The organism is Hyphomicrobium sp. MC1 (genome assembly GCF_000253295.1).
Classification (GTDB): domain Bacteria; phylum Pseudomonadota; class Alphaproteobacteria; order Rhizobiales; family Hyphomicrobiaceae; genus Hyphomicrobium_B.
In genome coordinates this window covers 688,390-712,682 of the sequence record NC_015717.1, presented here as the reverse complement: position 1 = coordinate 712,682, position 24,293 = coordinate 688,390, and the positions used below count along the sequence as shown (strand labels likewise).

Below are 24,293 nucleotides of genomic sequence, written 5' to 3'. Positions count from 1 at the left end.
CGCACCCGGCCCAAAGCGCGTGCGGAGATCAATAGCTTTGCTGGATGAAACTCTCGGGCGTTCCGTCTTCAGGGTTGACGAAGATGATATCCTTGGGATCGCGCCGCGGCGTATCGACCGAAAGAAATACCACTGGTCCTTCAAGGATATCGGGGAGCGCATGGACCGTCCCCTTTTCAAAGAATAATAGCTGACCGGGACGGAATTCCGCAATCGTCGCCGGATCTTTCATCCAGAACGTGCCGCGACCGGAAAACACGTAAAGATACTCGTCGCACGTGGCGTGATAATGCGGCGGCGTCGGCTTGTAGACGCGGAAAACCCGCGCGCTCGCAGCCTCCCTGTTCGTGAGGTAACGGTCGACGAGCAGAGTCGCAGCCGTCCCGGGAAACGACGCAGCGACCTCGGCGATATCGAAACGGCCCGTCGCCGAAGCTTCCTGCTTTTCGCTCATGAATAGAACCTCGAGTTTCCTGGTCTCGACAGTGCCCCGCAGTGGCAAATCCGGCACGCGGCGCAATTCCCTTGTTTATGGCGCTTTGACAGTGGCTGTCTTTCGAATGTGCACCCGCTAGTTTCCGGCCGGGGAGACCATTTCGATCTGGAGGGGCAAATGCGCTCATTGAAACTCGGGTTTGCAGTGGCTGCAGTAACGTGTGCGCTTTCCGTAACGGCTCAGGCCGGCAGTTGCGTCAGAGTTGCAGCGGTCGGCGATGGCCTGACCCACGACCTCGCCGTTATCATGTCGACCCACGGTCTCGCGAACATCATCGAGGGCAAGGGCCGCACCGGCAAAGGCCCGGTTCACACCAAATGTGTGCCTGGCACATTCGGCACCCAGTGCACCTCCTGGCAGAACGCCTGCAACTAAGCTCTCGATAGCAGGGCTGACCAACATCATCGCGCGGCCAAATTCCGTCGGCCTGTTTCGCGCGATGATGTCTGAGCCCCTACGAGTCACGGCCGCAGCTGCAGTGTTTCCGCACACCCGCAATCCATGCTGAACGATCGTCTCGAAAACGGACGCGGCACAACGCGGCCGATATTCCTATTTTGTTCCCACCACAGCCCTGTCGAAGCCGGCACTGGTTCAGACAAAGAACGAACATCGTCTGCCCCCGTCATCGAACCGCAACACGCAGTGCGAAAATTTCGAAAACTCTTGGAAAGTCAGCGATCCGAGCACAATCGGCGCCCCACTGTGACTTCCCTGCTCTGCCGATAAAAACGGTCCTGAACTATACCCGCTCTTCATAATTCGGCGCACAGGATGATCACCCGTTCTGTGCATTGTTAACTATTGTTGCCAAACCGGAGCATCCCCCCGATGAATCTGCCACGTCGCCTCAGCGGATTAGCTCTCGCCGCCCTCATCATGGCTGGCGGACTGGTTTCCGCGTCTTCGGCCAAAGCCGAGGATCTCGTCGATTTTCTCTGGGGTGGCAGCCCCGAATATGGCGGTGGCCGCAGCGTCGTCTCGTTCGACCCGCAATATAAGCCGGGCCAGATCATTGTCTCGTTCTCCGATCGCCGCCTCTACTGGATCATGAAGCCGGGCGTTGCGCTGACCTACCCGGTCGCCATCCCGACCGGTGAAGCCCGCTGGCAAGGCGTTACCAAAGTCTCTTCAAAGCGCGTCAACCCACCGTGGACGCCGACCCCCGACATGGTCCGCAACAACCCGCGCCTGCCGCGTTGGGTACCGGGCGGCCATCCCATGAACCCGCTCGGCATTCGCGCTATGTATCTGGGCTCCAGCGCCTATCGCATTCACGGCACCGACGCGCCGTGGACCATCGGCCAGGCCGTTTCGCACGGCTGCATCCGCATGACGAACCAGGACGTGCTGGACCTTTATCCGCGCGTGCCGGTCGGAACGCGCGTGACGGTCACGTGGCAGCAGTTCAAGACGCAGACCATCTCGGATGGCAGCAACCTGCCGCGCTATACCGACAAGGACTCGAACCCGCGAGCCGCAGCAGCGGCGCCCGCCCAAAGCCAACAGCCCGAGCAGACGGCCGCCAAGCAATCGACGGGCGGCGGCATCGAAAGCCTGTTCTTCTGGGACGAGCCGAAGAAGCCGGTTGCGACCGCTTCCGCCTCTGAACCGGAGCCGCAGAACGATCAGCAGAACGCGCGCGACGCCACGAAGGACGATGACGATTTCGTGCCCGAGAAGAAGGCCGAAGCGGAAAGGCCCGCAAAGAAGGTTCACGAAGCGCGCGCCGTAATTGAAGAGCAAGCCCCGACCGACGCGCCGAAGAAGAAAGCAACGAACGCCTCGGCCGCCAAAAAGAAGCCGACGGCCGCTGCTGTCGCGAAAGTCCCCTCGGCTTCCGATCCGTCCACGGACCCGACGGTTGCAGTTCCCGACCCTGTCAAGCCGACAGCTGCGACACGGGCATCCGACGCGACGCCTCGTGCCACTAAGGCATCGGTTTCGAGCAGCGAAATTGCTCATGTCCAGCAGGCATCGGTTCGCGTGCAATAAGCCGCCACGATCCGGCCTTGGAAATGCGAGGGCGGCTCCCACGAGCCGCCCTTTTTATTATCCTTCCCCGCGTCTGTCGCCGGTCAGCCTAGCCCTAGGTCTTGTTGCAATCTGACCGCCACGGCGGCTATGCTCGGCCAACCTTCAGTTGGACAGATGGCGACCTTGACCACTCTGCTCGATACCGTCGGCATGCCGCCACGTCCGCGCCATCCCGAGAAAGCTTCGCACACCGATACCCCGGCGCTGCCCAAGCCGAACTGGCTACGCGTGCGCGCCCCCGGCTCGGCGGGCTACGACGAAACCCGCTCGATTGTCCGCGGCCATCGCCTGCACACCGTCTGTGAAGAAGCCGCCTGCCCCAACATCGGCGACTGCTGGCAGAAACGCCATGCCACGATGATGATCATGGGTGGCGTCTGCACGCGCGCCTGCGCGTTCTGCAACGTCGCAACGGGATTGCCCTCCGCGCTCGATCCTGACGAACCGACGCGCGTCGCTGATGCCGTCGCCAAACTCGCCCTTGAGCACATCGTCGTCACGTCAGTCGATCGCGACGACCTGAGCGACGGCGGCGCGGCCCATTTCGCCGCAACGATCCGTGCCATCCGCACGGCATCTCCCGAGACGACCATCGAAGTTCTGACGCCGGATTTTCTGCGCAAGGACGGCGCACTTGAAGTCGTCATCGAAGCCCGCCCGGACGTCTTCAATCACAACCTCGAAACCGTACCGGGCCTCTATTTGAAAATTCGCCCCGGCGCGCGCTATTTCCATTCGCTGCGGCTGCTGCAGCGGGCGAAGGAACTCGACCAGAGTGTCTTCACCAAATCGGGCATCATGGTAGGCCTTGGCGAAACACGCGAAGACGTTCTACAGGTCATGGACGATCTGCGTTCCGCCGACGTCGATTTCCTGACGGTCGGACAATACCTGCAACCGACGCGCAAGCACGCCGAGGTCAAGCGCTACGTCCCGCCGGATGAGTTTGCCGGTCTCGAACAAGTCGGACGCGCCAAAGGTTTTCTGCTCGTCGCCGCCTCGCCGCTTACACGGTCGTCATTCCACGCAGGCGATGATTTCCGCCGCCTCAAAGCGGCCCACCGCGCCCGCGTCTCGCCTTAGCCCGAATAGAGAAACCAATGCCGAAGTTTGCGGCCAACCTGTCGCTGCTGTTCAACGAGCTGCCGTTTCTCGATCGCTTCGAGGCCGCCGCAGCAGCGGGTTTCGATGCCGTGGAATTCATGTTTCCCTATGACTTCGAAGCCGAGGATATCCGCGCCCGCCTCAAAGCCAACGGGTTGCAACTCGCCCTTTTCAATCTTCCCGCCGGCAACTGGTCAGCCGGAGAACGCGGCCTCGCGATCTATCCGAACCTTGTCGGCGAATTCCACGACAGCGTTGCCCGCGCGGCGAAATACGCGACGACCCTCGGCTGCAAACAGCTTCATTGCCTCGCGGGGGTCGTCCCCGTCGGCGGCGAAATACGCGCCATGCGTAAGACCTATGTCGAGAACCTGCGCCATGCCGCGCATGTGTTGGCCGACAACGGCATCACGCTCCTGATCGAAGCCATCAACACCCGCGACGTTCCGGGCTACTTTCTTGACACCACGGCGAAGGCCGCCGACATCGTCGAAAGCGTGGAAGCAGAAAACCTCCGCCTGCAGTACGACGTCTACCACATGCAGATCATGGAAGGCGATCTTACCCCGACCATCGACAAATACCTGAAGATGATTGCCCACGTGCAGATCGCCGATACGCCAGGCCGCCATGAACCCGGCACCGGCGAGATCAACTATCCGTTCATCTTCAAGCATCTCGACAGCGTCGGCTATACCGGCTGGATTGGCTGCGAATACCGCCCCCGCACGACGACCTTCGAGAGCTTGGCGTGGCTTCGCGCGTTGAAACCGCACGTCGGCTAAGCAGGACCGAGATCAGCGTTCTTATGCCGACGCATCAGTCGGCGCCGCCGTCCCTGCCTTGACGATCTTCTCGGTCAGCGCCGGCGCGCAAAGCTCGATGAAGCGATAGGCGAATCCCCGCAAAAAACGTCCGCGCCGTAGCGCAATCCGAGACGTTGACTGCGGAAAGAGATGCGTTGTGTCGAGCAGAGTCAGACCTGTGTCTCGTTGTTCATCGTAAGCCATTGAGGCGACAATGCCGATGCCGAGCCCGACCTCGACATAAGTCTTGATCACGTCCGCATCGAGCGCGGCCATGACGATATCAGGAGCAAGATTGGCTGACGCAAACGCCGCATCAATTGCCGGACGTCCCGTAAAACCCTCATGATACGTGATGATCGGCCAATCGGCGATCTTATCGAGCGTCAACGGAGCGCCGTCGGCGAGCGGATGCCCCTTTGGAACAATCACAGCATGGTGCCACGAATAGAATGGAAACGACACATGCTCGGGCGTGTCTTCCAGCGCCTCGGTTGCGATTCCGATGTCCGCGGTGCCATCGCTCAGCATAGCCGCGATTTCCTTCGGCGTGCCTTGCTGTAGTATCATATGGACGTTGGGAAACTCCTTTCGGAATGCTGCAATCGGGCCCGGCAACGCATACCGCGCCTGCGTGTGTGTCGTCGCAATGGTGATCTCACCCCGATCCGACTTTGCGAATTGATCCGCCAGCCGCTTGATGTTTGCCGTATCGAGCAATATGCGATCGACGATCTGCGCCAGCTCCTTGCCCGGTTCCGTCAATCCCAGAAGCCGCTTGCCACGGCGCACGAACAGCTCAACGCCGAGCTCATCCTCGAGATCCTTGATGTGCTTCGAGACGCCGGACTGCGACGTGTAGAGCGCATTCGCAACTTCTGTCAGATTGAAATTACGCCGCAGCGTTTCTCGAATAATGCGGAGTTGCTGGAAATTCACGACGCGTTGCTACCGTTCTGATCTGAGAAGACACTCAATTTGCGTGCCTTGAGCTTAACACGTTGCCCGGCCGAAAGGCCGAGTGATTGCAATTCGAGGCCCGGAATTTCCACTTCAAAGAATTCCTTCCGGCCCTGTCGCGCCTCGCCGTTAGCAATAAGTTCCACACGCGCAAGCGCACCATTGCCCAGAATTCGGTTAATGCGTGCCGATACGCCGTCCTCAGACTGGTCATAAGAAACAATCTCAGTGTCCTGCGGCCGGCTGAACGCAACGACCTGCTGGCCGTCGGAGAAATGCTTGTCTTCGATGCGAAGCCTCTCGTCACCGATGCGCACGTAGCCTTGTTCGACACGCCCTCGAAATTCGTTGACGGATCCGATGAAGCCATAGGCGAACGCCGTCTCTGGATACTGATAGATTTCGCCCGGTGCACCAATCTGCTCGACTCGCCCCTTGTTGATCAGCACGATGCGGTCCGACACTTCGAGCGCTTCGTCTTGATCGTGCGTCACGAAGATCGACGAGATATGCAGCTCATCGTGAAGCGTGCGAAGCCAGCGACGAAGCTCTTTGCGTACTTTTGCATCGAGCGCGCCGAACGGTTCGTCGAGAAGAAGAACGCGCGGTTCGACCGCGAGCGCACGCGCTAGGGCGATACGCTGGCGCTGGCCGCCCGAAAGCTGCGACGGAAAGCGGTTTGCAACCCAACCAAGTTGTACAAGCTCGAGTAGACGCGTAACTTTCGCGCGTATCTCTTTCTCACTCGGCCGTTCGCGACGCGGCCGAACCCGCAGCCCGAACGCGATATTCTCGAACACAGTCATGTGCCGGAACAGTGCGTAGTGCTGAAACACGAACCCGACGCGCCGCTGCCGCACGTCCTTGTCCGTCGCGTCGACACCGTCGAGCAATATTCGTCCGCTGTCGGCGTGTTCAAGCCCGGCAATCACGCGCAGAAGTGTCGTCTTTCCGCATCCCGACGGGCCAAGCAAGGCGACGAGTTCGCCGTCCGGGAATTTCAGCGAAATGTCGTCAAGCGCCTTGAACGTACCAAACGTCTTGTTGACGGCTAAAACTTCGATGCTCATCAGCCATGCTCCTCGGTAGCCGACTGGCCTGCACGCCATTCGACGTAAGTCTTCAACACCAGCGTCACGAGTGCCAACAGAGCGAGCAGCGACGCCACCGCGAACGCGGCCGCGAATTGATATTCGTTGTAGAGAATTTCCACATGCAGCGGCATCGTGTTGGTCTCGCCGCGAATATGCCCGGACACGACCGACACGGCGCCGAACTCACCCATGGCGCGCGCATTGCAAAGGATCACGCCATAGATCAGCGCCCACTTGATGTTCGGCAGCGTGACACGCCGGAACGTCTGAAAACCTGAGGCGCCAAGCGAAACCGCTGCTTCCTCTTCGTCCCGCCCCTGCGCCTGCATCAACGGAATAAGCTCGCGCGCAATGAATGGAAACGTCACGAAGATCGTAGCCAGAACGATGCCCGGCACCGCGAATATGATCTTGATATCATGATCCCGGAGCCAAGGCCCGAACCAGCCCTGCAGCCCGAAGATCAGCACGTAAATCAAGCCTGCGATGACCGGCGATACCGAAAATGGCAAATCGATCAGGGTGACGAGCAGATTTTTTCCGCGAAACTGAAATTTCGCGATCGCCCATGCCGCCGCCACGCCGAAGACGAGATTTAACGGCACCGATATCGCAGCAGCCAACAGCGTCAATCTGATAGATGCCAGCGCGTCAGGCTCGACGAGAGACGCAAAATACGTGTCCACGCCTTTGCGGAAGGCTTCGGCGAACACGGCAATCAATGGCAATAGCAGGAACACTGCAAAGAACGTCAGGCCAAGTCCGAGCACGACGGCTTTCACCCAAAAAGCATCGCGCGTCGCGGGATTGGCTTCGAACTTTCGCGCCCCGTCGAGACGCGCATCGAACGTACCAGCAAGACCGGCCATCAGATCGCCCTCCCAGTTCGGCGCGACGTCCACGCCTGCAAGCCGTTCACGATCAACAGCAGAATGAACGAGAAGACGAGCATCACCGATGCAACGGCCGTAGCGCCGCGATAATCGAACTGCTCAAGCTTCGTGATGATGATCAGCGGTGTGATTTCCGAAACCATCGGGATATTGCCGGCGATGAAAATCACCGAGCCGTACTCTCCAACGGCCCGCGCAAATGCCAGCGCGAAGCCCGTCAGAAGTGCAGGCAACAACGCCGGAAAAACCACGCGTTGGAATGCCTGCCAGCGGTTAGCACCAAGGCTTGCCGCAGCCTCTTCGAATTCCGTCTCAAGGTCTTCGAGGACTGGCTGCACCGTTCTGACGACGAACGGCAGGCCGATGAACGTCAGGGCAACAAGCACACCAAGCGGCGTGAACGCGACCTTGATGCCAAGCGGCTCCAAGAGACTGCCAATCCAGCCGTTCTTCGCATAAATGGCGGTCAGCGCGATGCCTGCGACCGCCGTCGGCAAAGCGAACGGCAGGTCGATCAGCGCGTCGACGATCTTGCGACCGGGAAATGTGTAGCGCGTCAATCCCCACGCCAGCAGCAAACCGAACACCGCGTTGATGAGAGCCGCAAGAAGCGACGCGCCGAACGTCAATTTGTAAGACGCGACAACTCGCGGTGCAGCGACCGCTGACCAGAACTCACCCCACGACATCGTCGCGGTTTTGAAGAAAACGGCCGACAGCGGAATAAGGACGATCAGCGACAGGTACGCGAGCGTAAACCCGAGCGACAATCCGAATCCCGGAAGAACGCGTTTGCGTGAAGCGCTTGCCATGACCCGCTAAATCCTAGGCCAGAAGCGCGACGGCAACGATGAAGCCGGAGACGGCCAGAACCGTCGCCCAGGCAACCACGGTGCCCAAGATCTGCGTATTGAGGATCATTTCCGCGCCTCTGCTAATGCGAACAGAGTGCACACTATGTGAGAGGCCGCGCCCCTCTAACGAAGAAGAGTTGCTAAGCATTTTCGATTGCCGAATGAATGGGAGAGATGACGTCAGACTTGGCGTTTACGAGAACTCGTTGCTTCAAACGAGCTCGAGACAAGCAATGCCTTTGCGTCTTTTTCGCCGGGATTGAAAAAGGTATGCGCAGCATCGCCGTTGAAAAGGGCGGCATCACCGCTCGAAAGACGCATTGGCGTCTCTTCGCCGACCGTAATTTCCAAATGACCGGCGATCATCACCAGTGTTTTTTTGCTGCCCGCCGGCGACGTCCGGAACGTCTCGATGAAATGCGGTGCGATCGTCACCTCATAGATCTCCACGCTCTGCGGTTCGCCCCATGGAAAAAGCGCGCGGCGGATAAATCCGCCTTCGCTCGACGCCACAATGGTTGCGCGATCATGCGGAATGACGATTGTGCCTTTGACGCCAGGGCTCGAAATCAGCCCGGAAACCGAGACGTTCAAAGCTTCAGCAATGCGGCCCAATAGGTTGATGGTCGGCGCGCTTTTGCCTGTCTCAATCTGCCCGAGCATCGCCCGGCTGACGCCAGAAACGGAGGCAAGCTGCTCCAGAGACAACCCTTGCCGGCGGCGAAGATGACGGAGATTTTCGCCGACGATCATCGACAGCTTAGTCGATGCACCCGCGATCGAGTGAAGCTGCGGACTGTCTTCTTTTCTTGCCATCGCAATCGCCATCGGCCTACTCGCAGTTGAGTGATCCTCTGCGAATACAGATAGCCGAGCTACGATACCGTCAGAACGAAGAAGAATTGCTGAGCTTATGCGGCGCCTTCAATAACGGCCGCCCGGAAAATGACAGTGCTTCTTATAAAATTGCGAGAAGGAGGACATGCAATAGTCCTCCTTCTCGCGAGACTCTGACGGGAGGGTCAGATTTTTGTACGTTGACCTCGGGCATACGCCCGAAATCAGAAGTTGATCTTAGCGCCGGCGATGACCTGCTGGATGGCCGACAGGTCGGTCGGTGCCGTATTTGCGACATTCCCAACGGTGACGTCGCCATCAACATGCTGGTAGACGAGATACATCGTCATCTCGGCCGCTTCGAAGTTTTGCGCAGCACCAAGCGCCCAGAAGTTGATGTTGGCATTCTGCGTCTGAACTGTGCCCGTGGCCGTTACATTCGAACCAGCTTCATCACGCCGATATTCGCCGAAGAAGTTCGTCTTGCCGAACGAATTCCATTTATTCTCGATGCCGCCCTGTACGAACCAGGTGAGATCGTTGTCATCTACGAGGTTCTTGATGCCCGGAGCAACGAGATCGGCGCGGGTATCATTATTTTGGTCGCCGTACCCGCTGTAAACATACAGTCCTGTCGGCACGTGCTGAATAAGACCCGCAACGCCCCACCACTCGCAATTCATGCCGTTATAAGGAGCGGTGGCCGATCCTTGGCACGGCGTCGAAGCACCGTCAGTCGAGTTTCCGTAACCGGCGCGGGCTGTATATCTAAAGTCGCCCGCTTGCCCGACATAAGAGACAAGCATGTCCCAGACATCGTCCTCGCCCCACGAGGTTGCAAAGGTGAAGCCTCCAAACGTCGGCGTTTCATAGCGCACGACGTTGCGGCGACCGCTGTCACCGGGCGTCGAGTTGTTGAACCCGCGCAGCGCATCGCTCCATCGCAAGCCCGCGCCGGGACCGACTTTATTGCCCGCGCGGTCACGCAGGAAGAAGTTCTGCATGTAATCCGGCGCACCTTCCGCATCGTAGAAGTTTCGCGTCATCGTCGTGTCGGCATCGTCGAGCAAGTGGTAGGTCGCCGTACTTTCCTGTCCGACGGACACTTTGCCGAAGGTTTTGCTCTTCAGGTACCAGCTGCTTTTGCGAACAAGAAGACTGTTGGAACCTGTCGAACCGTCCGGACTGTTTTGATCGAACCTCGAGCTATTGCCACCCCAAACGCCGATCTCGAGCAAATAGCCGGCCGAAAGATCCGGAGTGACCCGCGCTTCGCCGACGAATCTGAAGCGCGACTGCTCAACCGGGTTGGTTCCGACGTAGGCGTTGCTTTCGTGGCCGTCGTCCCACCAGATGACATTCTCGTTGACCCAGCCGGAAACCGTCAGGCTGACTTTGCGATTGCCTTTACGTGCCGTCGTAGCCTCCAGCTCGGCAACACGCTCTTCAAGATCCGCGCAGCAATCTCCCCCGAGATCTGCAGCAGCGGCGGGCATCGCCCAGCCGCCAATCAAAAGAACGGCAGCCCCATATTGCCACGCCCGCCTTTTTCCCCACACTCGCTTCATGCCGTCAGACCCCATAAGATTGGCAGAATTTGCCTCTGCCTACCGCTTTGTTTTCAATAACTTTCTTTGTGGACGCCGGGCCGTGTCAATTGCTCAACGCGTCCATTACACTTTTCTGTCATAGCGGAGTGGCTATCTTGCCACCTATGATATCAGAGTCGGGGCCATGCACGGCCCACCCCGCCGCGCGCAGCACGGCAGCAGCTCCGCCGAGGTCCCGAACATCGGCCGAACTCCCTTCGCGCCTCCGAAATCCGTAAGGCCGTCTCGCTAGCAAATGCTTTGTCTGGAAGCGCGACTGCAGCAGGCTGAGAGCCGCAAGCCGCTCCGAAGACTGACGAAATTCCGCTGCCTTTCGCAACCGTTCGAGCAGTGTCAAAGCCTCTGGCCATGGGCCGAACCCGGCTTCAGCATTGATATGGCCCGCGGCACCGAGATTGAGGTAATCGGCTCCCCAAAAACGCGACCAACGCTCAGCCGCCTCTGCCGACATCCACGGATCGTTGCTGCTCGCAACGACGATCGTTGGAAAGGCCAGCCGTTTCGCCGGAAGAAAATCGGCGACGCCAAAGTGTTCGGGGTCGGCCGGTGCAACGAGCAGCACACCGCTGATTCGTTCCGCGTGATCGCTGGCAGCTTGTACAGCGGCAAGGACGCCGAACGAGTGGGCAGCGATGAAGATCGATCCCTGAGCCCGGACGATCTCACGTCTGATCCGAGCCGACCATTCCGGCAGATGCGGATCGTTCCAATTGCGTTGCGTGATGCGGACGCTGCCAGCGACGCGATGCTGAAGCCAAGTCTGCCAATGCGTCGGACCGCTAGAATGGAGGCTAGGCACGATGAGGGTCGTGGACATGAAAGTCATCCTCGAATGCAGAGCCGTAAGCGGCTCTTGAGTTTATGGGTTCGTTCGTCGGGAAGGCTGGCGCCGAAGACATTCGACATTTCTGGAAGCCCCCCAGGCAACAACTCTCGCGCTTATGCATTCGCATCGGTTCGGTTCTCTCTTCTGATGATCCTTCGCGCGCCGCCCAATCCCACGCCCATTGGCAAAAGTTGCAATGAGAACATCAGAATTGGCGCGGCGCACGGCTTTAAATTGAAGGCTTCAGCTTTTATTTCCGGGCGTATAGATCTGATCGAAGATGCCGCCGTCAGCAAAGTGCTTGGCCTGCGCCTTCGCCCAACCGCCGAAAACATCGTCGACGGTGAAAGTCTTCACAGGTGCGAACTGGCTTGCGTATTTAGCGGCGACTTTCTCGTCACGGGGACGATAGAAGCTCTTCGCTGCGATCTCCTGCGCCGGTTCGCTGTAGAGATGCTCGAGATAGGCGTGCGCGACCTCTCGCGTACCGTGCTTGTCGACGACCTTATCGACAACCGCGACATTCGGCTCAGCGAGGATGGACACCGAAGGCGTCACAATTTCGAACTTGTCTGGACCAAGTTCTTTGAGCGAAAGATACGCTTCGTTTTCCCAAGCAATCAGCACATCGCCGATGCCGCGCTCGACGAATGTCGTCGTCGATCCGCGTGCACCGGAATCGAGAACCTTGGTGTTCTTGTAGATTTTGCCAACGAAATCCTTCGCCGTCTGCTCATTGCCCCCCGGCTGCTTTAGCGCATAGCCCCACGCCGCGAGATAATTCCAGCGCGCGCCGCCCGACGTCTTCGGGTTCGGTGTAACGACCTCGACGCCGTCCTTGGCAAGATCCGGCCAGTCCTTGATGCCCTTCGGATTGCCCTTACGGACAAGGAACACGATTGTTGACGTGTAAGGCGCCGAATTGTTCGGGAATTGCTTGATCCAGTCGGCTTTGACCAGATCGCCGTTCTTATGCAGGGCGTCGATGTCTGCGGCCAGAGCCAGCGTTACAACGTCGGCATCAAGACCATCAATGACCGCCCGCGCCTGCTTCCCGGAGCCGCCATGCGATTGCTTGATCGTGACTGTGTCGCCGGTCTTGGCTTTCCACCACGATGCGAATTCCTTGTTGTAGGCCTGATAAAGCTCGCGCGTCGGATCGTATGAGACGTTGAGCAGCGTGATGTCTTTGGCGACAGCGAGGCCGGAAAATCCGGCGAGGCCCAGGCCGAGCGCCGCGCCGATGGCGGTTCGGCGGGTCAAAGTATGGAATGACATAAGGGAACCTCTCAAGTGTGCGTTAACTTGAAAGCGAACCTATTGGGCGATATGCCCTCCGCGAACGAAGAAGAACTGCTGAGCTTATGAGAGACGGGGTGTCGTAGAACACCCACACCTCGAATTGGCCACAGCGTAAAATAGTCGTCTAGTTAAGGCCACCCGCGAAGATTTTCATCCTCCGGGTAGCCTCGCATCGCTCTATTGCTTTCGTGGCTCCACACTGTTCGCGTCCATCGTATAGCCGGCATCCGCCAGCCCCGTCGAAGCAAGACTCGTGCTGATTTTCCCGGTCACGGTCACCGGATCGAATTGCCCGCCGACTTCGAATCCCTTGTCGGCTTTCACGTAGATGATCTGGTTCGCCGGCGGCGGCGGCACGTGAATGCACGCGCCGACAAACGGCACCAACAGAAACTCCTTCACCGTCGTCGCATCGAAGTCGAGCGGCACGACATACCCTCCGATCGAAACGGTCTGACCGTTAAGCGCTTGGACAATAGCCGGAGGCCGGTCGTCGCCCGGTTGATGCCGCTTCACCGACATGAAGCGCCCCTCGGGCAACGGCGGTGGAGGCGGACCGGCATCCGACAATGGCACCGAACCGCCGAAGAACGTCTTGGACTTCATCACCGTATTGGCGGCTGGCATGGTCTTCGGAATGAGATCCGCCCATTTCAGTTGCCGCGGAGATTCGGCCGCTGCACCCGACGCCATTCCAGCGAGAAGCGCGAGCGGCAGAAACGCCCTCGACACCGACACGAATACCGACGTCATGTTCTCCTCCAATCGAGGCTTCATCTCAAATTCTAACCATCATGCCGTCGGCGAGCGACAGCCTGTAGGCACGCAACGCGGGTAGCAGTCCGGCCAGGAAACCGGCCACGACGATCGCGCCGAGCTTCAACCACTCGTCAGGGCGTGGGGGATCAATAGGAAGGCTCAGACCATACGTGTGATCGATGTAAGGCTGCGCCACATAAAGCCCGACATAGAGTCCCACCGTGCCAATGGCCACGCCGGCAAGTGTCAGCAGCCCTCCTTCGACCGCGAGGAGCCCGAGCACCGTCGCCGGCGTCGCACCGACAGATCGCAAAATAGCCATTTCGCGTCGTCGCTCGTTGAGCGTCGTCAAGATCATCGTCACCATACCGAGTAGTGCCGTTGCGACCACCATCGCCGAGACCACGGACAGTGCCGTCTCCGCCGTTCCGATCAGTCCCCAAAGCTCTTGCAGGGCAACGCCTGGCATGATCGCGGACAACGGCTCTTCCTCATAATTGTTGATCCGCCGTTGCACTTTGAATGTCGCGAGCTTGGATTTCAGACCCACCAGCGCCGCCGTAATGGCCCGCGGCGTCAAATCCATCTTGCGCACTTGATCCGCCGATATGCTCTGCCCCGGCACCGGCGCACCGTTCTGCCAGTCGATGTGAATAGCCTCGATCGCTTCGAGGCTGACATGCACCGTGCGATCAATCGGCGTTCCGGTCTTCGCCAGAATGCCCGAGACGCGAAACGGCTTGTCCTCGTGCTCGATGAACGAGATCGAGCCGACACCGTGCGCCACGATGATCTTGTCACCGACCTTGTAACCGAGTTGCCCAGCCACATCCGAACCAATCACGGCATCGAACAAATCCTTGAACGGCCCTCCTGCCGCAAACTGCATCGTCTGCCCGTGGCGGAATTTGTAATGTGTGAAATAATCCTGATTGGTACCGAGCACGCGGAAGCCATGATGGCTGTCCCCCAGCGACAGCGGCACGATCCAGGAGACCTCAGGCATCTTGGCGATATCCTGATAGCTCTTCCACGTCACGTTGTTGGTGGCGTTGCCGATGCGAAATACCGAGTAAAGCAGCAGGTTCAAGCTGCCGCTTCGCGCGCCGACGATGAGATCCGTGCCGGAAATGGTATCGGCGAAGCTCTCGCGCGCACCCGTCCGTACCTTCTCGACACCGAGCAGAAGCATGACGCTCATCGCGATGGCGAGGACCGTCAACAGCGCCGTCACCCAGCGATTGAGCAGCGATTGAAAGGCAAGTCGCGCAATCATCATGACCGGCCACCGCGCTGCGATTGAGCGATATCCTGCAGGGGGACGACCCGGTCGAAATGCGCAGATAGTCCTTCATCGTGGCTGACCATGATTACGCTGGCATCCACCTCCCTGCTTTGCGCAAAGAGTAGTTTCAGAAATGCGCCTTCCGTGTTTCGGTCGAGCGCCGACGTCGGCTCGTCGGCCACGATGATTTGCGGTGCGCCGATCAATGCGCGTGCCGCGGCCACACGCTGCTGCTGACCGACGCTCAAGCTAGCGGCCTTGCTCGTCGCGATCACGGTTTCATCGAGGCCCAGCGCCAGCAAAAGGCGTTTCGCGACATCTTCCAAAGGCCCCTCACGCAACGCATTCTCACGGCGCAACTTCGAAAAGCGGAGCGGCAAAAGCACGTTGTCGATCAGCGATCCATAAGGAAGCAGATTGAACATCTGAAAAATGATTCCGAAGTGGTCGACGCGAAACCGGTCGCGCGCGGCGCCGCCGAGTGCCGCCATGTCCTCGCCGCTCACTTCGATCCTGCCACTATCCGGTACGACGATGCCGGCAAGCAGACTGAGAAACGTGCTCTTCCCGCTGCCCGACGGCCCGAGCAGCAAAAGCTTCTCGCCGCGGCGAAGTTTGAAGCGATTGATTGTCAGCGTGAACGGAGACGGTCCCGGCCACGAATACCTGACATCAGCGAATGAAACCGCATCGAGAGGGCTCTTGCCCTCTCTCGCGGCCGCCGGTGAAGCCACCATCAGCTCGTTCATCGCTTACATCACGCCCGTGAGATCGAGCGTCGGCTTTTCGCGCGTCATCTGCGCCTGCGTCTGCCCTTTCGGCGTCGTGACGTTGACATTCAGCAGCTGACCACCTGCAAAGTCGGTGAAGTATGCTGTTTCCAAGCCCGTGACTCTTTCCGGCGCCTCGCACGTGATGGTGTAAGTCGCGTGAAACTCTGAATGCTGCGGCTCGCCCGGCTTGTCGTCGTCATCATCCTTTTCGCCCGGATGATGTGTTTCCTTGCGGCTTTCGACATTCGCCGTGTCGGTCTTGCACTTTGCAGCGGACGGCAGCTTGAAGACATTCAGTACATCTGCGAGCTGCGCCTTGGCTTTCTCGACCTTCGCCTTCTGCTCATCCGTCGTTGCGACGTGCTCGAACCCGACAATGTCCATGCCGGGGGCAACAAGCTCCATCTCGATCTTGTTGCCTTCGATGGCGATATCGAGCGTACCCTGACCGTGCACATGCGGTCCGAGTTGGCGATGCTCGGCCTGGTCCGCGAGAACGGGCAGCGACACGAGAATGGCCAAGGACGCGATTGTCGATCTGGCTGTCGAAGCGGTCATCATGAAAATCTCCAACGGGTGATACGTTGCGGCATGCCACGCATGCGCCGCGCTAGCCGGCATGAACCGAGGCTGTGGTGCCCTCGCGCCCTGACCGGCATTGAATCAAAAAAGGAAAGCAGTTCGCCGCGCAGTGTCGGCTATCAGCCGCGTGCGATGGGCGGCGGGCCCCGCGCCCGCACTTCCGTTAGCCGTGCGAGGCTGACCGTCTGCGGTTCGTCGGCTTGGAGCCGAACACCATGCGCGACGGCCGGCAGCGGCATGTCGAATGAAACCGGCGTGAGCGACGTCGCCGCTATTGCCGTCGCCCAACACAGAATGCAACCGTCGTGATCATTCTGGCGAGGCGCGCAAGGGCGGTCATTTGACGGACGGCACATGCCCGCCGTCATCGCTCGGGATTCAATGCCCGTGCCGCGCGAAATGTGATGATGAAAGTCGGCAACAGCCATCTGCACGCCGAACGCGAAAAGCGTCAGCCAAAGCAGTCTCAGGCGGAGTCGCGCGCTGATCATCGATCCCCAAACATCTTGCCCGGCGCAGAGTTCGACCGATCTTGTGTCACAATCGTGGCGTTCGCAGACGGCGACATCCCGGCAACCCCGTGCCAAGATGGATAACGCTCAGAATAAGTCCAAAGCGCAAGAGGGAACCATTGAGACAATTGGGCATTTTCATTTGACGGCAGGGTCTGGCGAACCATGACGACGATAAGAAGCGGATTGTGAACAATAATCTATTGCAGAGGTTCTTCAAACCTCATCTCGCTCGAATGCTGCCGCACTTCCTCTTTCCAAGAGAGCCGTCCCGCCTGCTCGCTTACGCGCTTTGCCTCGGTATCCTCCTGCCGTCGCTGACGTTCGCCGCCTACCTGCTGACCCAGCTACATGCACGCGAATTGAGCATTCTGCATCAGTCCGCTCAAAGCCGGGCGTTGCTGGCGGCGTCCTATTTCGATGAACGCATGGCAAGCCTCGTTTCCAACCTTAAGGAACTCGCCAGCCCTCCGGCAGAAGCTTCGGAAAGCGTTTATGACCATCTGAAATCGGAACTTGGCCGTAACGGCATTCTCGTCTTCAATCGCGCGGCCAACCTCGATCTGCTGTCTCCAACCAGCGGCGCCGATGCCGCCATCGCCGCGCTCGACGCGCCCGCGCGCAGCGCAGCTGCTGCTGCCCTAGCGACCCTTGCGCCCCAGATCACACCCTACGGCATCGCAGCGAAAGGCGGAGTGAACATCTGGATCGCATCGACCGATAAGGCCGCACCTCCTGTCCTGCTCCAAGCGCGCATTCCGTCGGCCTATCTCGCCGCAACATTGAAGAATTTCGTTTCGGACGGTCCGTGGTCGATTTCTATCGTGGGCGGCGATGGCCAAGTTTACGCCGAGGCCAATGGCAAGCCTCTCAAGGCGTCCTATTCCGGGGCGGCAGACAACCCCTCCCTCGTCGAAGCGTTCGCCGATACGTCGCAATTCGGCTGGAAAATTGCGGCCGGCGTTCCATCCCGATCCATAGAACTTCACACCCGGCGCAACTGGATGACCTTCGTGGCGATTTCTTCATTGCTCGCCATTGCTTCGTTTACCGGAGCGACACTGTTAACACGGAGCGTAATAGAAGAATCGAACTCGGATTTGGCCCAAGCTCCCCGCATGTCATCGTCAATTGATCGCCCGTCAAAAACGAGATCTGGCCTGATGTCCATCCCACCGGCCGATGATCGCATGCGCGCGGCACTGAAAGCCGGCAACGTCGGCGTTTGGGAATGGGACCTCCGGTCAGGCGCGATCCATTGGGACGCCGAAATCGCCCGGATATTCGGCCACGCGGTAAATGGCGATCAGCTCGCCCATCGCCTGCTGCGACTTGTCGAACCGAGTGACCGCCGCCCCCTGCTCAGCGCAATCTCGGCCGCTCTTGCGAACATGACGCCGCTCGCCGTCGAAGTCCGCGTACGACGTCCGGACGGTGAAGGCCGCTGGATCGCCGTCCGCGGCGCCGCAACGAAAATTGCCCGCGAAAAGATCTCTGTGCTGTCCGGAGTTGCATACGACGTTACGGACCTGAAGGTCAGCCTGACGCGCACAGACGCGCTGCTTCGCGAAGTTTCCCACCGCTCGAAAAACCTTCTGGCGCTGATCCTGGCCATGGCCCGTCTGACGGCGCGCGATGCCGTCGATGTTAAATCGCATTTGAAAGATTTCACATTGCGGGTCGCCGGTCTTGCTGCATCGCAAGATCTGATTGTCGCCTCCGACTGGCAATGTGTCGATCTCGCAACTCTGGCTTCAGCCGAAATCGGCGCGGTCGCACGAACCGACGCGGATCGCATCAGTGTCTCCGGGCCCCCGGTGTCATTGACTCCGGAAGCTGCACAGTCATTTGGCATGGTCCTGACAGAACTTGCACTCAACGCGGTCGAGCATGGCGCGCTTTCATCAGCAAAGGGGGAAGTCCGACTGTCATGGACCTTTTCTGACGCCGAAACCATCGAGATCATCTGGCACGAGACCGGAGGTCCGCCATTTCTCATAGACGGACCAAGAGGTTACGGCCGATCCGTCGTGGAAAGATTCTCGACCCAAGGTCTAAAACTGTCGGTCCATGCCGCCTCCGGCATCGACGGCTTCAAGTGGACTCTGACAGGCCCGCTGGCAAACGTAGGAGTGCGCGGCGGTCGCGAAGCTGAACCCTCCGTCTGAAAACGGCGTCGGCCACGGACCGAAGTTAAGCAAAAAGACACAGTCGTACGTTGCGCGCGTCACACATGTGGAACCTTCTTCGGTTCGCCACGTTTCCGGAGTCACAGACGCTGCCCCGCCCCATTTCGGTGGAATCGTAGTCCGGCATCGTCTGTACTGCGGGGAAAACGATGAACGTACTGATCACCGAAGATGAACCGATACTGGCCGATGAACTCGAAACCATTGTCAAGAATCTCGGCCATGCGGTCGTTGGCGTCGCGGGATCGTCGCGCGGCGCGCTGAAGCTTGCTGAAACGACGTTGTGCGATCTCGCGCTCGTCGATCTGCATCTCAGCGACGGAGCTACCGGGACGACGGTGGCACGTCACCTAAGCGAAGGACGGCACACGACAGTCATCTTCACGACGTCCAATCCCGGCCGCGTTCCGGAAGACTTCTCTGCGGCTTGTGGCGTTCTCGTGAAGCCGCTCTCCGAGCAGGCCGTGAAATTGGCAATTTCATTTGTGGCGGATTGCATCAAGACCGGCCAATCAGCGCGCCCGAAGCCCCGTTCTCTGCACCTGTCCCCCGCCTATGCCGCCCGCTGGAAAGTTGCCTGCTGACTTGCAGGACGCTTGCGCTTGCGCTTGCCTTGACGACGCCGCCGCTTAAGCCGACGGCGAACGGTCTTCGTGCCGCGGCGATGTCAGCTGCTCAGGGTCAGACAGAATAAGATCCGTCAGGGTAACGATCACACGCGTCCCGGGCTTATCCGTTCCAGGGCACATGGTTTCGTAAGAAATCGTTCCGGAAAACTGTCGCGTCAGCAACGCAGCGATTTTGGTTCCGAGCCCCTCGGAGTGTTGCACCGCTCCGTCATGATCTGTGGTAGATGAGACTTCGGCGCCGCCGCCGAGACCAATGCCATCATCCTCAACGACGAGTTCAGCGCCGCTCTCGCCCTTCCGTTTCAAGAGAACGTTGACGCACCCGGACCCGCTCTCACCGAAAGCATGCTTGAAGGAATTCACCACGAACTCCTGCGTCAGCACGCACAGCGACGTCGCAACCTGCGCCGACGCAAGCAACGGCGGCACGTCGACCATCAGAACAATACGGTCCTCTCCCGCAGCTTCAACAACGTCATCGAGTACGGCCTGGATCAGCGTATCGATCCGCACAAGTTCCAGATCGTTGACGACGTTGATACGCCGCTGCGCGCTGGCGATAGCATGGATGCGGTCGCGCGCCCCCATCAGCGTCTTCAGGGATTTCGGGTCCGTCGTATGCCGAATATGCAAATTGATGAAGCCGACGACCAGCGCCAGCGTGTTGCCGATCCTATGCGTAACGTCACGCAGCAGTGCTTCAGCACGCTCCCGCTCCGCTTCTGCCCGGTCGCGCTCGATGGCTAGTTCTTCCGTACGCGACCTTACGCGCTGTTCGAGAGACCTGTTCGCCGACGTCAAGGTCAGCGCAGTAAGCTCAAGAGCGGCCACCCGCTGACGCTCGCGAATCATAGCGACAAGAGCCAGCGCCGCGCATGCCAGAAGCGTGGCCAGCATCGCGCCGAGAAGCCATGAACTTTGTCGACGAAATTGTTTGAGTTCCCTGCGATAGAGCATCTGCTCTTGCTGCTTTGCGGCTGCGATCTGGCTTCGCAACCGCTCCATGATTTTGCCGCCGAACTCATCGGCGCCAAACGGACGAGGTGACACATCATCGCCCTTACCCGTGGCGACCATGTTCTTGTCGAGAACCTCAAGCCGCTCTTTGATCGTCTGGTGTATCGACTCAATCACCGCGATCTGCCCAACGTTACCGGCGACCAGACGGACGAGGTTATTATGGATGAGCGAGACGGCGCCCTTCGCCGATTGATAGGGCTTCAGATAACTTTCGTCCTTCGTCAGCAGATAGCCAAGCTGCCCGTTTTCGAGATCCTGCGTAGCGCTGAGCCACTTGGTCAGTTCCTGCTGGACGAGCTGCGTATGTGTAACCTCATCGGCGGACTTGACCATCCACTGCCATGCGACGATCGCCGTCATCCCTGACAACACGGCAATCACTATCCAAATGAGCAGCGTTCGAGTCGCGTTCCACGTAGGAAACAACGAGACGTTCCGAAATATGTTGAAACCAACCATAACGAGTGCAGCATATCCAGGACTTCTCCTGGAATGCTACGACATCCATACCTTTCCCCCGCGAGATCTAATCTTTTTACGTTATCATGATTTGCGCGCGCCCGCCCACCGGCACACTACAGCTTCGGTAAACGCGGCTGAATCGGCTTCGCACATGCTACACCAATTCCGCGCCATAGCAGACCTCTCAGACTTGTAATCCGTGTCGGTGGCTTTTTGGGGAACTGCCTGCAGGACGGCGCGTTTGCTCCATGTGACCGCGTCCCACACTCCCTCCCACTCCCCCCGTGGCCCAGGGGCGCGGCGCGTCCGATGAGAGTTCGCGACCGCTTTCCCCCGAGCGGCGCGAACTCTACATCTTTGGATCATTCCAACCCATCGCGAACCCTACATTTACGACCATCGTACCGTGGACTGCCCGCAAAGTCAGCGGAACTGCGAGCTTGGCATGCACGTTAGATCGCCATTCGGGATATCAGATTAAACCGATCGGAGATCTGGATGGGAAATCTTCTGCACTACGCGATCGTATTCCTGATCGTCGCGCTTGTCGCGGCCGCTTTCGGATTCGGCGGCGTGGCCGGTACGGCAATGGAAGGCGCACGCATGATCTTCTGGGTGGCGATCGTTCTGTTTGTCGTGTCCCTCATTGCAAACTTCGTCCGCCGGGTTTGATCAAAAAGCCGTCCGGCCGATTGAAAGGATTCGCCCATGGACTGGAACTGCATCCAAGAAAGTTGGAAACAGTTCACCGGCAAAGCCAAGGAGCAATGGGCAAGCTGACAGATGACGATCTTCAAATCGTCGCCGGTCGGCATGAGAAGCTCGAAGGCAAACTGCAGGAGCGTTACGGCTACGACAAAGCTCAGATCCGCAAGGAAGTCGACGACTGGCTGTCGATTGTCTAGCAATAATATCTCTGCGCTGATTTTCTGCGGCCGAGCGTCTTCGGCCGCTTTTTTTGTTCTCCCGTAGAAAGGCCAGTTGCCCGCGAAAATCGGAACAAAAACGACGAGCGAAAGATTGACCAGATAGGAACCTCAGGGAGAGCGAAATGAAAAAAACAAATATCTATCGCACCATGCTCGTCGCTGGACTGGCAATCGCTCCGGTTGCGGCGACGACATCGGCATCGGCTCTGTCATTCGTGGCGACGCAAGGCGGAGGCGAACAAAGCACCGCGAGCGTCATTGGACTTCCGGTAGAGAATAATGCAGGCGACAAGCTTGGCGACATCAACTATCTCGTGCTCGACAATACCGGAAAGATCAGCACGGCCGTTATCGGCGTCGGCGGCTTCCTCGGTGTCGGCGAAAAGAACGTCGGCATTCCTTACAACGAGCTGTCATTCACCGAGAAGAACGGCCGCCGCATCGCCACTGTCGACGCGACCAAGGAAACGCTGACGAATGCCCCGAGCTATACGTGGACTGAAAAGTCGGCGATGGAAAAAATTGAAGATCGCGACCAAAATTCCGTTTCGGGCTCGGAGACGAACAACTCGTCGAAGTAATCCAAGCCTCGCTTCGCAGGCGCGAACACAAAATCGAGCGCAGAACAATTCTTTGTCCGCGCCCGAAAGATCTAAAGCTGAAGTCCCGATATCAGGCCGCGCGCTGTCCGGCCTTTTTCGATTTCAAGCCGAAGAACAGCGACTGGCTGATCATCGCCTTGACGACGGCAGGCTCGAACGGCTTCGTAATCAGGAACACGGGCTCAGGCTTAGTGCCGGTCAGCAGGCGTTCCGGGAACGCCGTGATGAAGATCACCGGCACGCTGATGGTCTCGAGAATTTCGTTGACCGCTTCGAGGCCTGAGCTGCCATCGGCAAGGTGGATATCAGCGAGCACGAGCGAGGGCGCTTTCCTCGCAACCTCCTCGACCGCCTCCTGATGCGTACGGGCGACACCCTGAACGCGATGGCCAATATCGACCACCAGCGCTTCGAGATCCATGGCAATCAGCGGCTCGTCCTCGATGATGAGAACGTCGGCCGAAAGCTGCTCTGCAATTTCGGCGCCGGCCATTTGCAGCAGCTCCGTCACATGCGCAGGCGTGACGTCGAGAACCTGCGCAGCTTCGGCGGTTGAAAAGCCTTCGACCGAGACCAGCAGGAATGCCTGCCGCGGCAGCGGCGTGATCGACTCAAGGCGGCGCTCCGGCAGCGGCTTGTCGTGCGAGACTTCTTCCGCCGTTTGATTGACGGCGAGAGAATTCCAGACCTTCGTGAAAGCCCGATAGAGTGCCACACGCGGTGCAATCGACTTATCGAATGCGTCGGAATCGGCAATCAGTGCTTCGAGAACGGCCGCGACATAGTTATCGCCTGAAGCCTGGCTGCCGGTCAGCGAACGGGCATATCGGCGGAGATAGGGAAGGTGGGGAGCAATAGATTCGGCAATCGACATTGTTCACCTCGTAAGCTCGTAATTGACAAGACGACAACCGGTGCGGTGCCGCACGCGATCATCTTCATTCGATCGTTTCGTCCGTCCCACTCACCCTCGACTGACAGCCCGAGTGATGCCGACGAATTCTCCATTCGGATTGAAATTCTCACCATCTTCGAAACCAAGAGCCTTGTTCAGCGCGACACGGGCGCGATTGACCCGGCTCTTGACCGTTCCGACCGCCGCATTGGTGATCTCTGCGGCTTCCTCATACGAAAAGCCCTCGGCTCCGACCAGCAGCAGCACTTCCTTCTGATCATCGCTCAAGCTGCCGAAAGCCTTCTTGAAATCGACGAGGTCCATATGGACCTGCTGCTCCGGCATCACCGACATACGTTCCGCCAGCGCCCCATCGGCATCCTCCACCTCACGGCGGCGCTTGCGAAGCTCCGAGAAGTAGGTATTGCGCAGAATGGTGAAAAGCCAGGCTTTGAGGTTCGATCCGCGCTCGAAACCTTCCAAATTCGACCATGCTTTAACGAGCGTGTCCTGCACGAGATCATCCGCGCGCGTCGGATCCCCGCACAGGGAATTCGCGAACGCGCGAAGATTCGGCACTGCACTGATCAACAGAGCCTGCAGGTCGTCGTCGGTCTTGGTCACGACTGGCCTCCTTGCCCTTGATCCTCCCGCTGCTTCAATTTCTGCAACAGCGCGACAAACCGATCAGGAACCGGCTCATTGATGAGTTCGATATAAGCCTCCCGCAACCGCTGGCCAATCTGGCCCTGCAGCTCTACCGGTAAGGGTGCTTGCATTGTGACTGAATCCCCCCGCTTGGGGTCACTGCCAGTGCCCATCGTACAAAGACCTTAT

Annotated in this window: 26 protein-coding genes and 1 pseudogene; 9 read left to right on the top strand and 18 right to left on the bottom strand. The window is 58.9% G+C overall.

Annotated features, from left to right (window positions below; translation table 11 throughout):
* Positions 1–28: 28 nt before the first annotated feature.
* Entirely contained in the window at positions 29–454 is a 426-nt protein-coding gene (locus HYPMC_RS03330) for a cupin domain-containing protein (RefSeq protein ID WP_024275394.1), read from the bottom strand.
* 159 nt (positions 455–613) lie between these two features.
* On the opposite strand from HYPMC_RS03330, the gene HYPMC_RS03325 reads away from it, so the two are divergent.
* The 4 genes from HYPMC_RS03325 to otnI all read left to right on the top strand — a co-directional run bounded on the left by HYPMC_RS03325 (position 614) and on the right by otnI (position 4,422).
* Positions 614–871, top strand: a complete 258-nt coding sequence (locus HYPMC_RS03325; RefSeq protein WP_013946370.1) for a hypothetical protein — start codon at positions 614–616, stop codon at positions 869–871.
* A gap of 456 nt (positions 872–1,327) precedes the next feature.
* The gene (locus HYPMC_RS03320) at positions 1,328–2,491 is read left to right on the top strand and encodes a L,D-transpeptidase (RefSeq protein WP_013946368.1); all 1,164 of its coding nucleotides are present in this window, start codon (positions 1,328–1,330) and stop codon (positions 2,489–2,491) included.
* 156 nt (positions 2,492–2,647) lie between these two features.
* The gene (gene lipA / locus HYPMC_RS03315) at positions 2,648–3,616 is read left to right on the top strand and encodes a lipoyl synthase (RefSeq protein ID WP_029670840.1); all 969 of its coding nucleotides are present in this window, start codon (positions 2,648–2,650) and stop codon (positions 3,614–3,616) included.
* 17 nt (positions 3,617–3,633) lie between these two features.
* Positions 3,634–4,422: a 2-oxo-tetronate isomerase gene (otnI, locus tag HYPMC_RS03310; protein ID WP_013946366.1), complete on the top strand. Its 789-nt coding sequence runs from the start codon at positions 3,634–3,636 to the stop codon at positions 4,420–4,422.
* A gap of 21 nt (positions 4,423–4,443) precedes the next feature.
* On the opposite strand, the gene HYPMC_RS03305 is transcribed toward otnI, so the two are convergent.
* From HYPMC_RS03305 to HYPMC_RS03245, 13 genes are all read right to left on the bottom strand, one after another.
* Positions 4,444–5,382, bottom strand: a complete 939-nt coding sequence (locus tag HYPMC_RS03305; protein ID WP_013946365.1) for a CysB family HTH-type transcriptional regulator — start codon at positions 5,380–5,382, stop codon at positions 4,444–4,446.
* On the bottom strand, positions 5,379–6,473 hold the full coding sequence (locus HYPMC_RS03300) for a sulfate/molybdate ABC transporter ATP-binding protein (protein WP_013946364.1): 1,095 nt from the start codon (positions 6,471–6,473) through the stop codon (positions 5,379–5,381). Before HYPMC_RS03300 ends, HYPMC_RS03305 begins: the two co-directional genes overlap by 4 nt.
* Positions 6,473–7,366 carry a sulfate ABC transporter permease subunit CysW gene (gene cysW, locus HYPMC_RS03295; RefSeq protein ID WP_013946363.1) on the bottom strand — a complete coding sequence of 298 codons (894 nt, stop codon included), beginning with the start codon at positions 7,364–7,366 and terminating at the stop codon, positions 6,473–6,475. Before cysW ends, HYPMC_RS03300 begins: the two co-directional genes overlap by 1 nt.
* Positions 7,366–8,202 carry a sulfate ABC transporter permease subunit CysT gene (gene cysT, locus HYPMC_RS03290; protein ID WP_013946362.1) on the bottom strand — a complete coding sequence of 279 codons (837 nt, stop codon included), beginning with the start codon at positions 8,200–8,202 and terminating at the stop codon, positions 7,366–7,368. The genes cysW and cysT overlap by 1 nt, the downstream gene beginning before the upstream one ends.
* A 222-nt stretch (positions 8,203–8,424) precedes the next feature.
* Positions 8,425–9,060, bottom strand: coding sequence for a helix-turn-helix domain-containing protein (locus HYPMC_RS03285; RefSeq protein WP_024275392.1), 636 nt, complete (start codon positions 9,058–9,060; stop codon positions 8,425–8,427).
* 245 nt (positions 9,061–9,305) lie between these two features.
* Positions 9,306–10,649, bottom strand: a complete 1,344-nt coding sequence (locus HYPMC_RS03280) for a porin (RefSeq protein ID WP_013946359.1) — start codon at positions 10,647–10,649, stop codon at positions 9,306–9,308.
* 118 nt (positions 10,650–10,767) lie between these two features.
* The gene (locus HYPMC_RS03275) at positions 10,768–11,508 is read right to left on the bottom strand and encodes an alpha/beta hydrolase (RefSeq protein ID WP_013946358.1); all 741 of its coding nucleotides are present in this window, start codon (positions 11,506–11,508) and stop codon (positions 10,768–10,770) included.
* Between the two features lie 252 nt (positions 11,509–11,760).
* Complete coding sequence (locus HYPMC_RS03270) at positions 11,761–12,795, bottom strand: sulfate ABC transporter substrate-binding protein (RefSeq protein WP_013946357.1); 1,035 nt, start codon at positions 12,793–12,795, stop codon at positions 11,761–11,763.
* Between the two features lie 201 nt (positions 12,796–12,996).
* A complete protein-coding gene (locus HYPMC_RS03265; RefSeq protein WP_013946356.1) occupies positions 12,997–13,572 on the bottom strand; it encodes a DUF3299 domain-containing protein in 576 nt (191 codons plus the stop codon).
* 25 nt (positions 13,573–13,597) lie between these two features.
* Positions 13,598–14,857 carry an ABC transporter permease gene (locus HYPMC_RS03260; protein ID WP_013946355.1) on the bottom strand — a complete coding sequence of 420 codons (1,260 nt, stop codon included), beginning with the start codon at positions 14,855–14,857 and terminating at the stop codon, positions 13,598–13,600.
* The gene (locus HYPMC_RS03255; RefSeq protein ID WP_013946354.1) at positions 14,854–15,612 is read right to left on the bottom strand and encodes an ABC transporter ATP-binding protein; all 759 of its coding nucleotides are present in this window, start codon (positions 15,610–15,612) and stop codon (positions 14,854–14,856) included. Before HYPMC_RS03255 ends, HYPMC_RS03260 begins: the two co-directional genes overlap by 4 nt.
* 3 nt (positions 15,613–15,615) lie before the next feature.
* A complete protein-coding gene (locus tag HYPMC_RS03250) occupies positions 15,616–16,197 on the bottom strand; it encodes a DUF2796 domain-containing protein (RefSeq protein WP_013946353.1) in 582 nt (193 codons plus the stop codon).
* 140 nt (positions 16,198–16,337) lie between these two features.
* Positions 16,338–16,709, bottom strand: coding sequence for a hypothetical protein (locus HYPMC_RS03245; RefSeq protein ID WP_013946352.1), 372 nt, complete (start codon positions 16,707–16,709; stop codon positions 16,338–16,340).
* Between the two features lie 209 nt (positions 16,710–16,918).
* Between HYPMC_RS03245 and HYPMC_RS03240 the strand changes: the two genes are divergently transcribed.
* Both HYPMC_RS03240 and HYPMC_RS03235 read left to right on the top strand, forming a co-directional pair.
* The gene (locus HYPMC_RS03240) at positions 16,919–18,898 is read left to right on the top strand and encodes a sensor histidine kinase (RefSeq protein WP_155831169.1); all 1,980 of its coding nucleotides are present in this window, start codon (positions 16,919–16,921) and stop codon (positions 18,896–18,898) included.
* Positions 18,899–19,068: 170 nt separating this feature from the next.
* Positions 19,069–19,503: a response regulator gene (locus HYPMC_RS03235; protein WP_013946349.1), complete on the top strand. Its 435-nt coding sequence runs from the start codon at positions 19,069–19,071 to the stop codon at positions 19,501–19,503.
* A gap of 45 nt (positions 19,504–19,548) precedes the next feature.
* On the opposite strand, the gene HYPMC_RS03230 is transcribed toward HYPMC_RS03235, so the two are convergent.
* On the bottom strand, positions 19,549–20,928 hold the full coding sequence (locus HYPMC_RS03230) for a CHASE3 domain-containing protein (protein WP_244420969.1): 1,380 nt from the start codon (positions 20,926–20,928) through the stop codon (positions 19,549–19,551).
* Positions 20,929–21,528: 600 nt separating this feature from the next.
* On the opposite strand from HYPMC_RS03230, the gene HYPMC_RS23545 reads away from it, so the two are divergent.
* The 3 genes and pseudogenes from HYPMC_RS23545 to HYPMC_RS23075 all read left to right on the top strand — a co-directional run bounded on the left by HYPMC_RS23545 (position 21,529) and on the right by HYPMC_RS23075 (position 22,540).
* Positions 21,529–21,702, top strand: a complete 174-nt coding sequence (locus HYPMC_RS23545; RefSeq protein WP_013946346.1) for a DUF1328 domain-containing protein — start codon at positions 21,529–21,531, stop codon at positions 21,700–21,702.
* 36 nt (positions 21,703–21,738) lie between these two features.
* Positions 21,739–21,935: pseudogene (locus HYPMC_RS03220) on the top strand (CsbD family protein).
* A gap of 146 nt (positions 21,936–22,081) precedes the next feature.
* Positions 22,082–22,540, top strand: a complete 459-nt coding sequence (locus HYPMC_RS23075) for a PRC-barrel domain-containing protein (RefSeq protein ID WP_013946344.1) — start codon at positions 22,082–22,084, stop codon at positions 22,538–22,540.
* Between the two features lie 91 nt (positions 22,541–22,631).
* On the opposite strand, the gene HYPMC_RS03210 is transcribed toward HYPMC_RS23075, so the two are convergent.
* The 3 genes from HYPMC_RS03210 to HYPMC_RS03200 form a co-directional block, all read right to left on the bottom strand.
* The gene (locus HYPMC_RS03210) at positions 22,632–23,435 is read right to left on the bottom strand and encodes a response regulator (protein ID WP_013946343.1); all 804 of its coding nucleotides are present in this window, start codon (positions 23,433–23,435) and stop codon (positions 22,632–22,634) included.
* 90 nt (positions 23,436–23,525) lie between these two features.
* Entirely contained in the window at positions 23,526–24,080 is a 555-nt protein-coding gene (locus tag HYPMC_RS03205; RefSeq protein WP_013946342.1) for a sigma-70 family RNA polymerase sigma factor, read from the bottom strand.
* A complete protein-coding gene (locus HYPMC_RS03200) occupies positions 24,077–24,235 on the bottom strand; it encodes a NepR family anti-sigma factor (protein WP_244420968.1) in 159 nt (52 codons plus the stop codon). Before HYPMC_RS03200 ends, HYPMC_RS03205 begins: the two co-directional genes overlap by 4 nt.
* Positions 24,236–24,293: the final 58 nt, after the last annotated feature.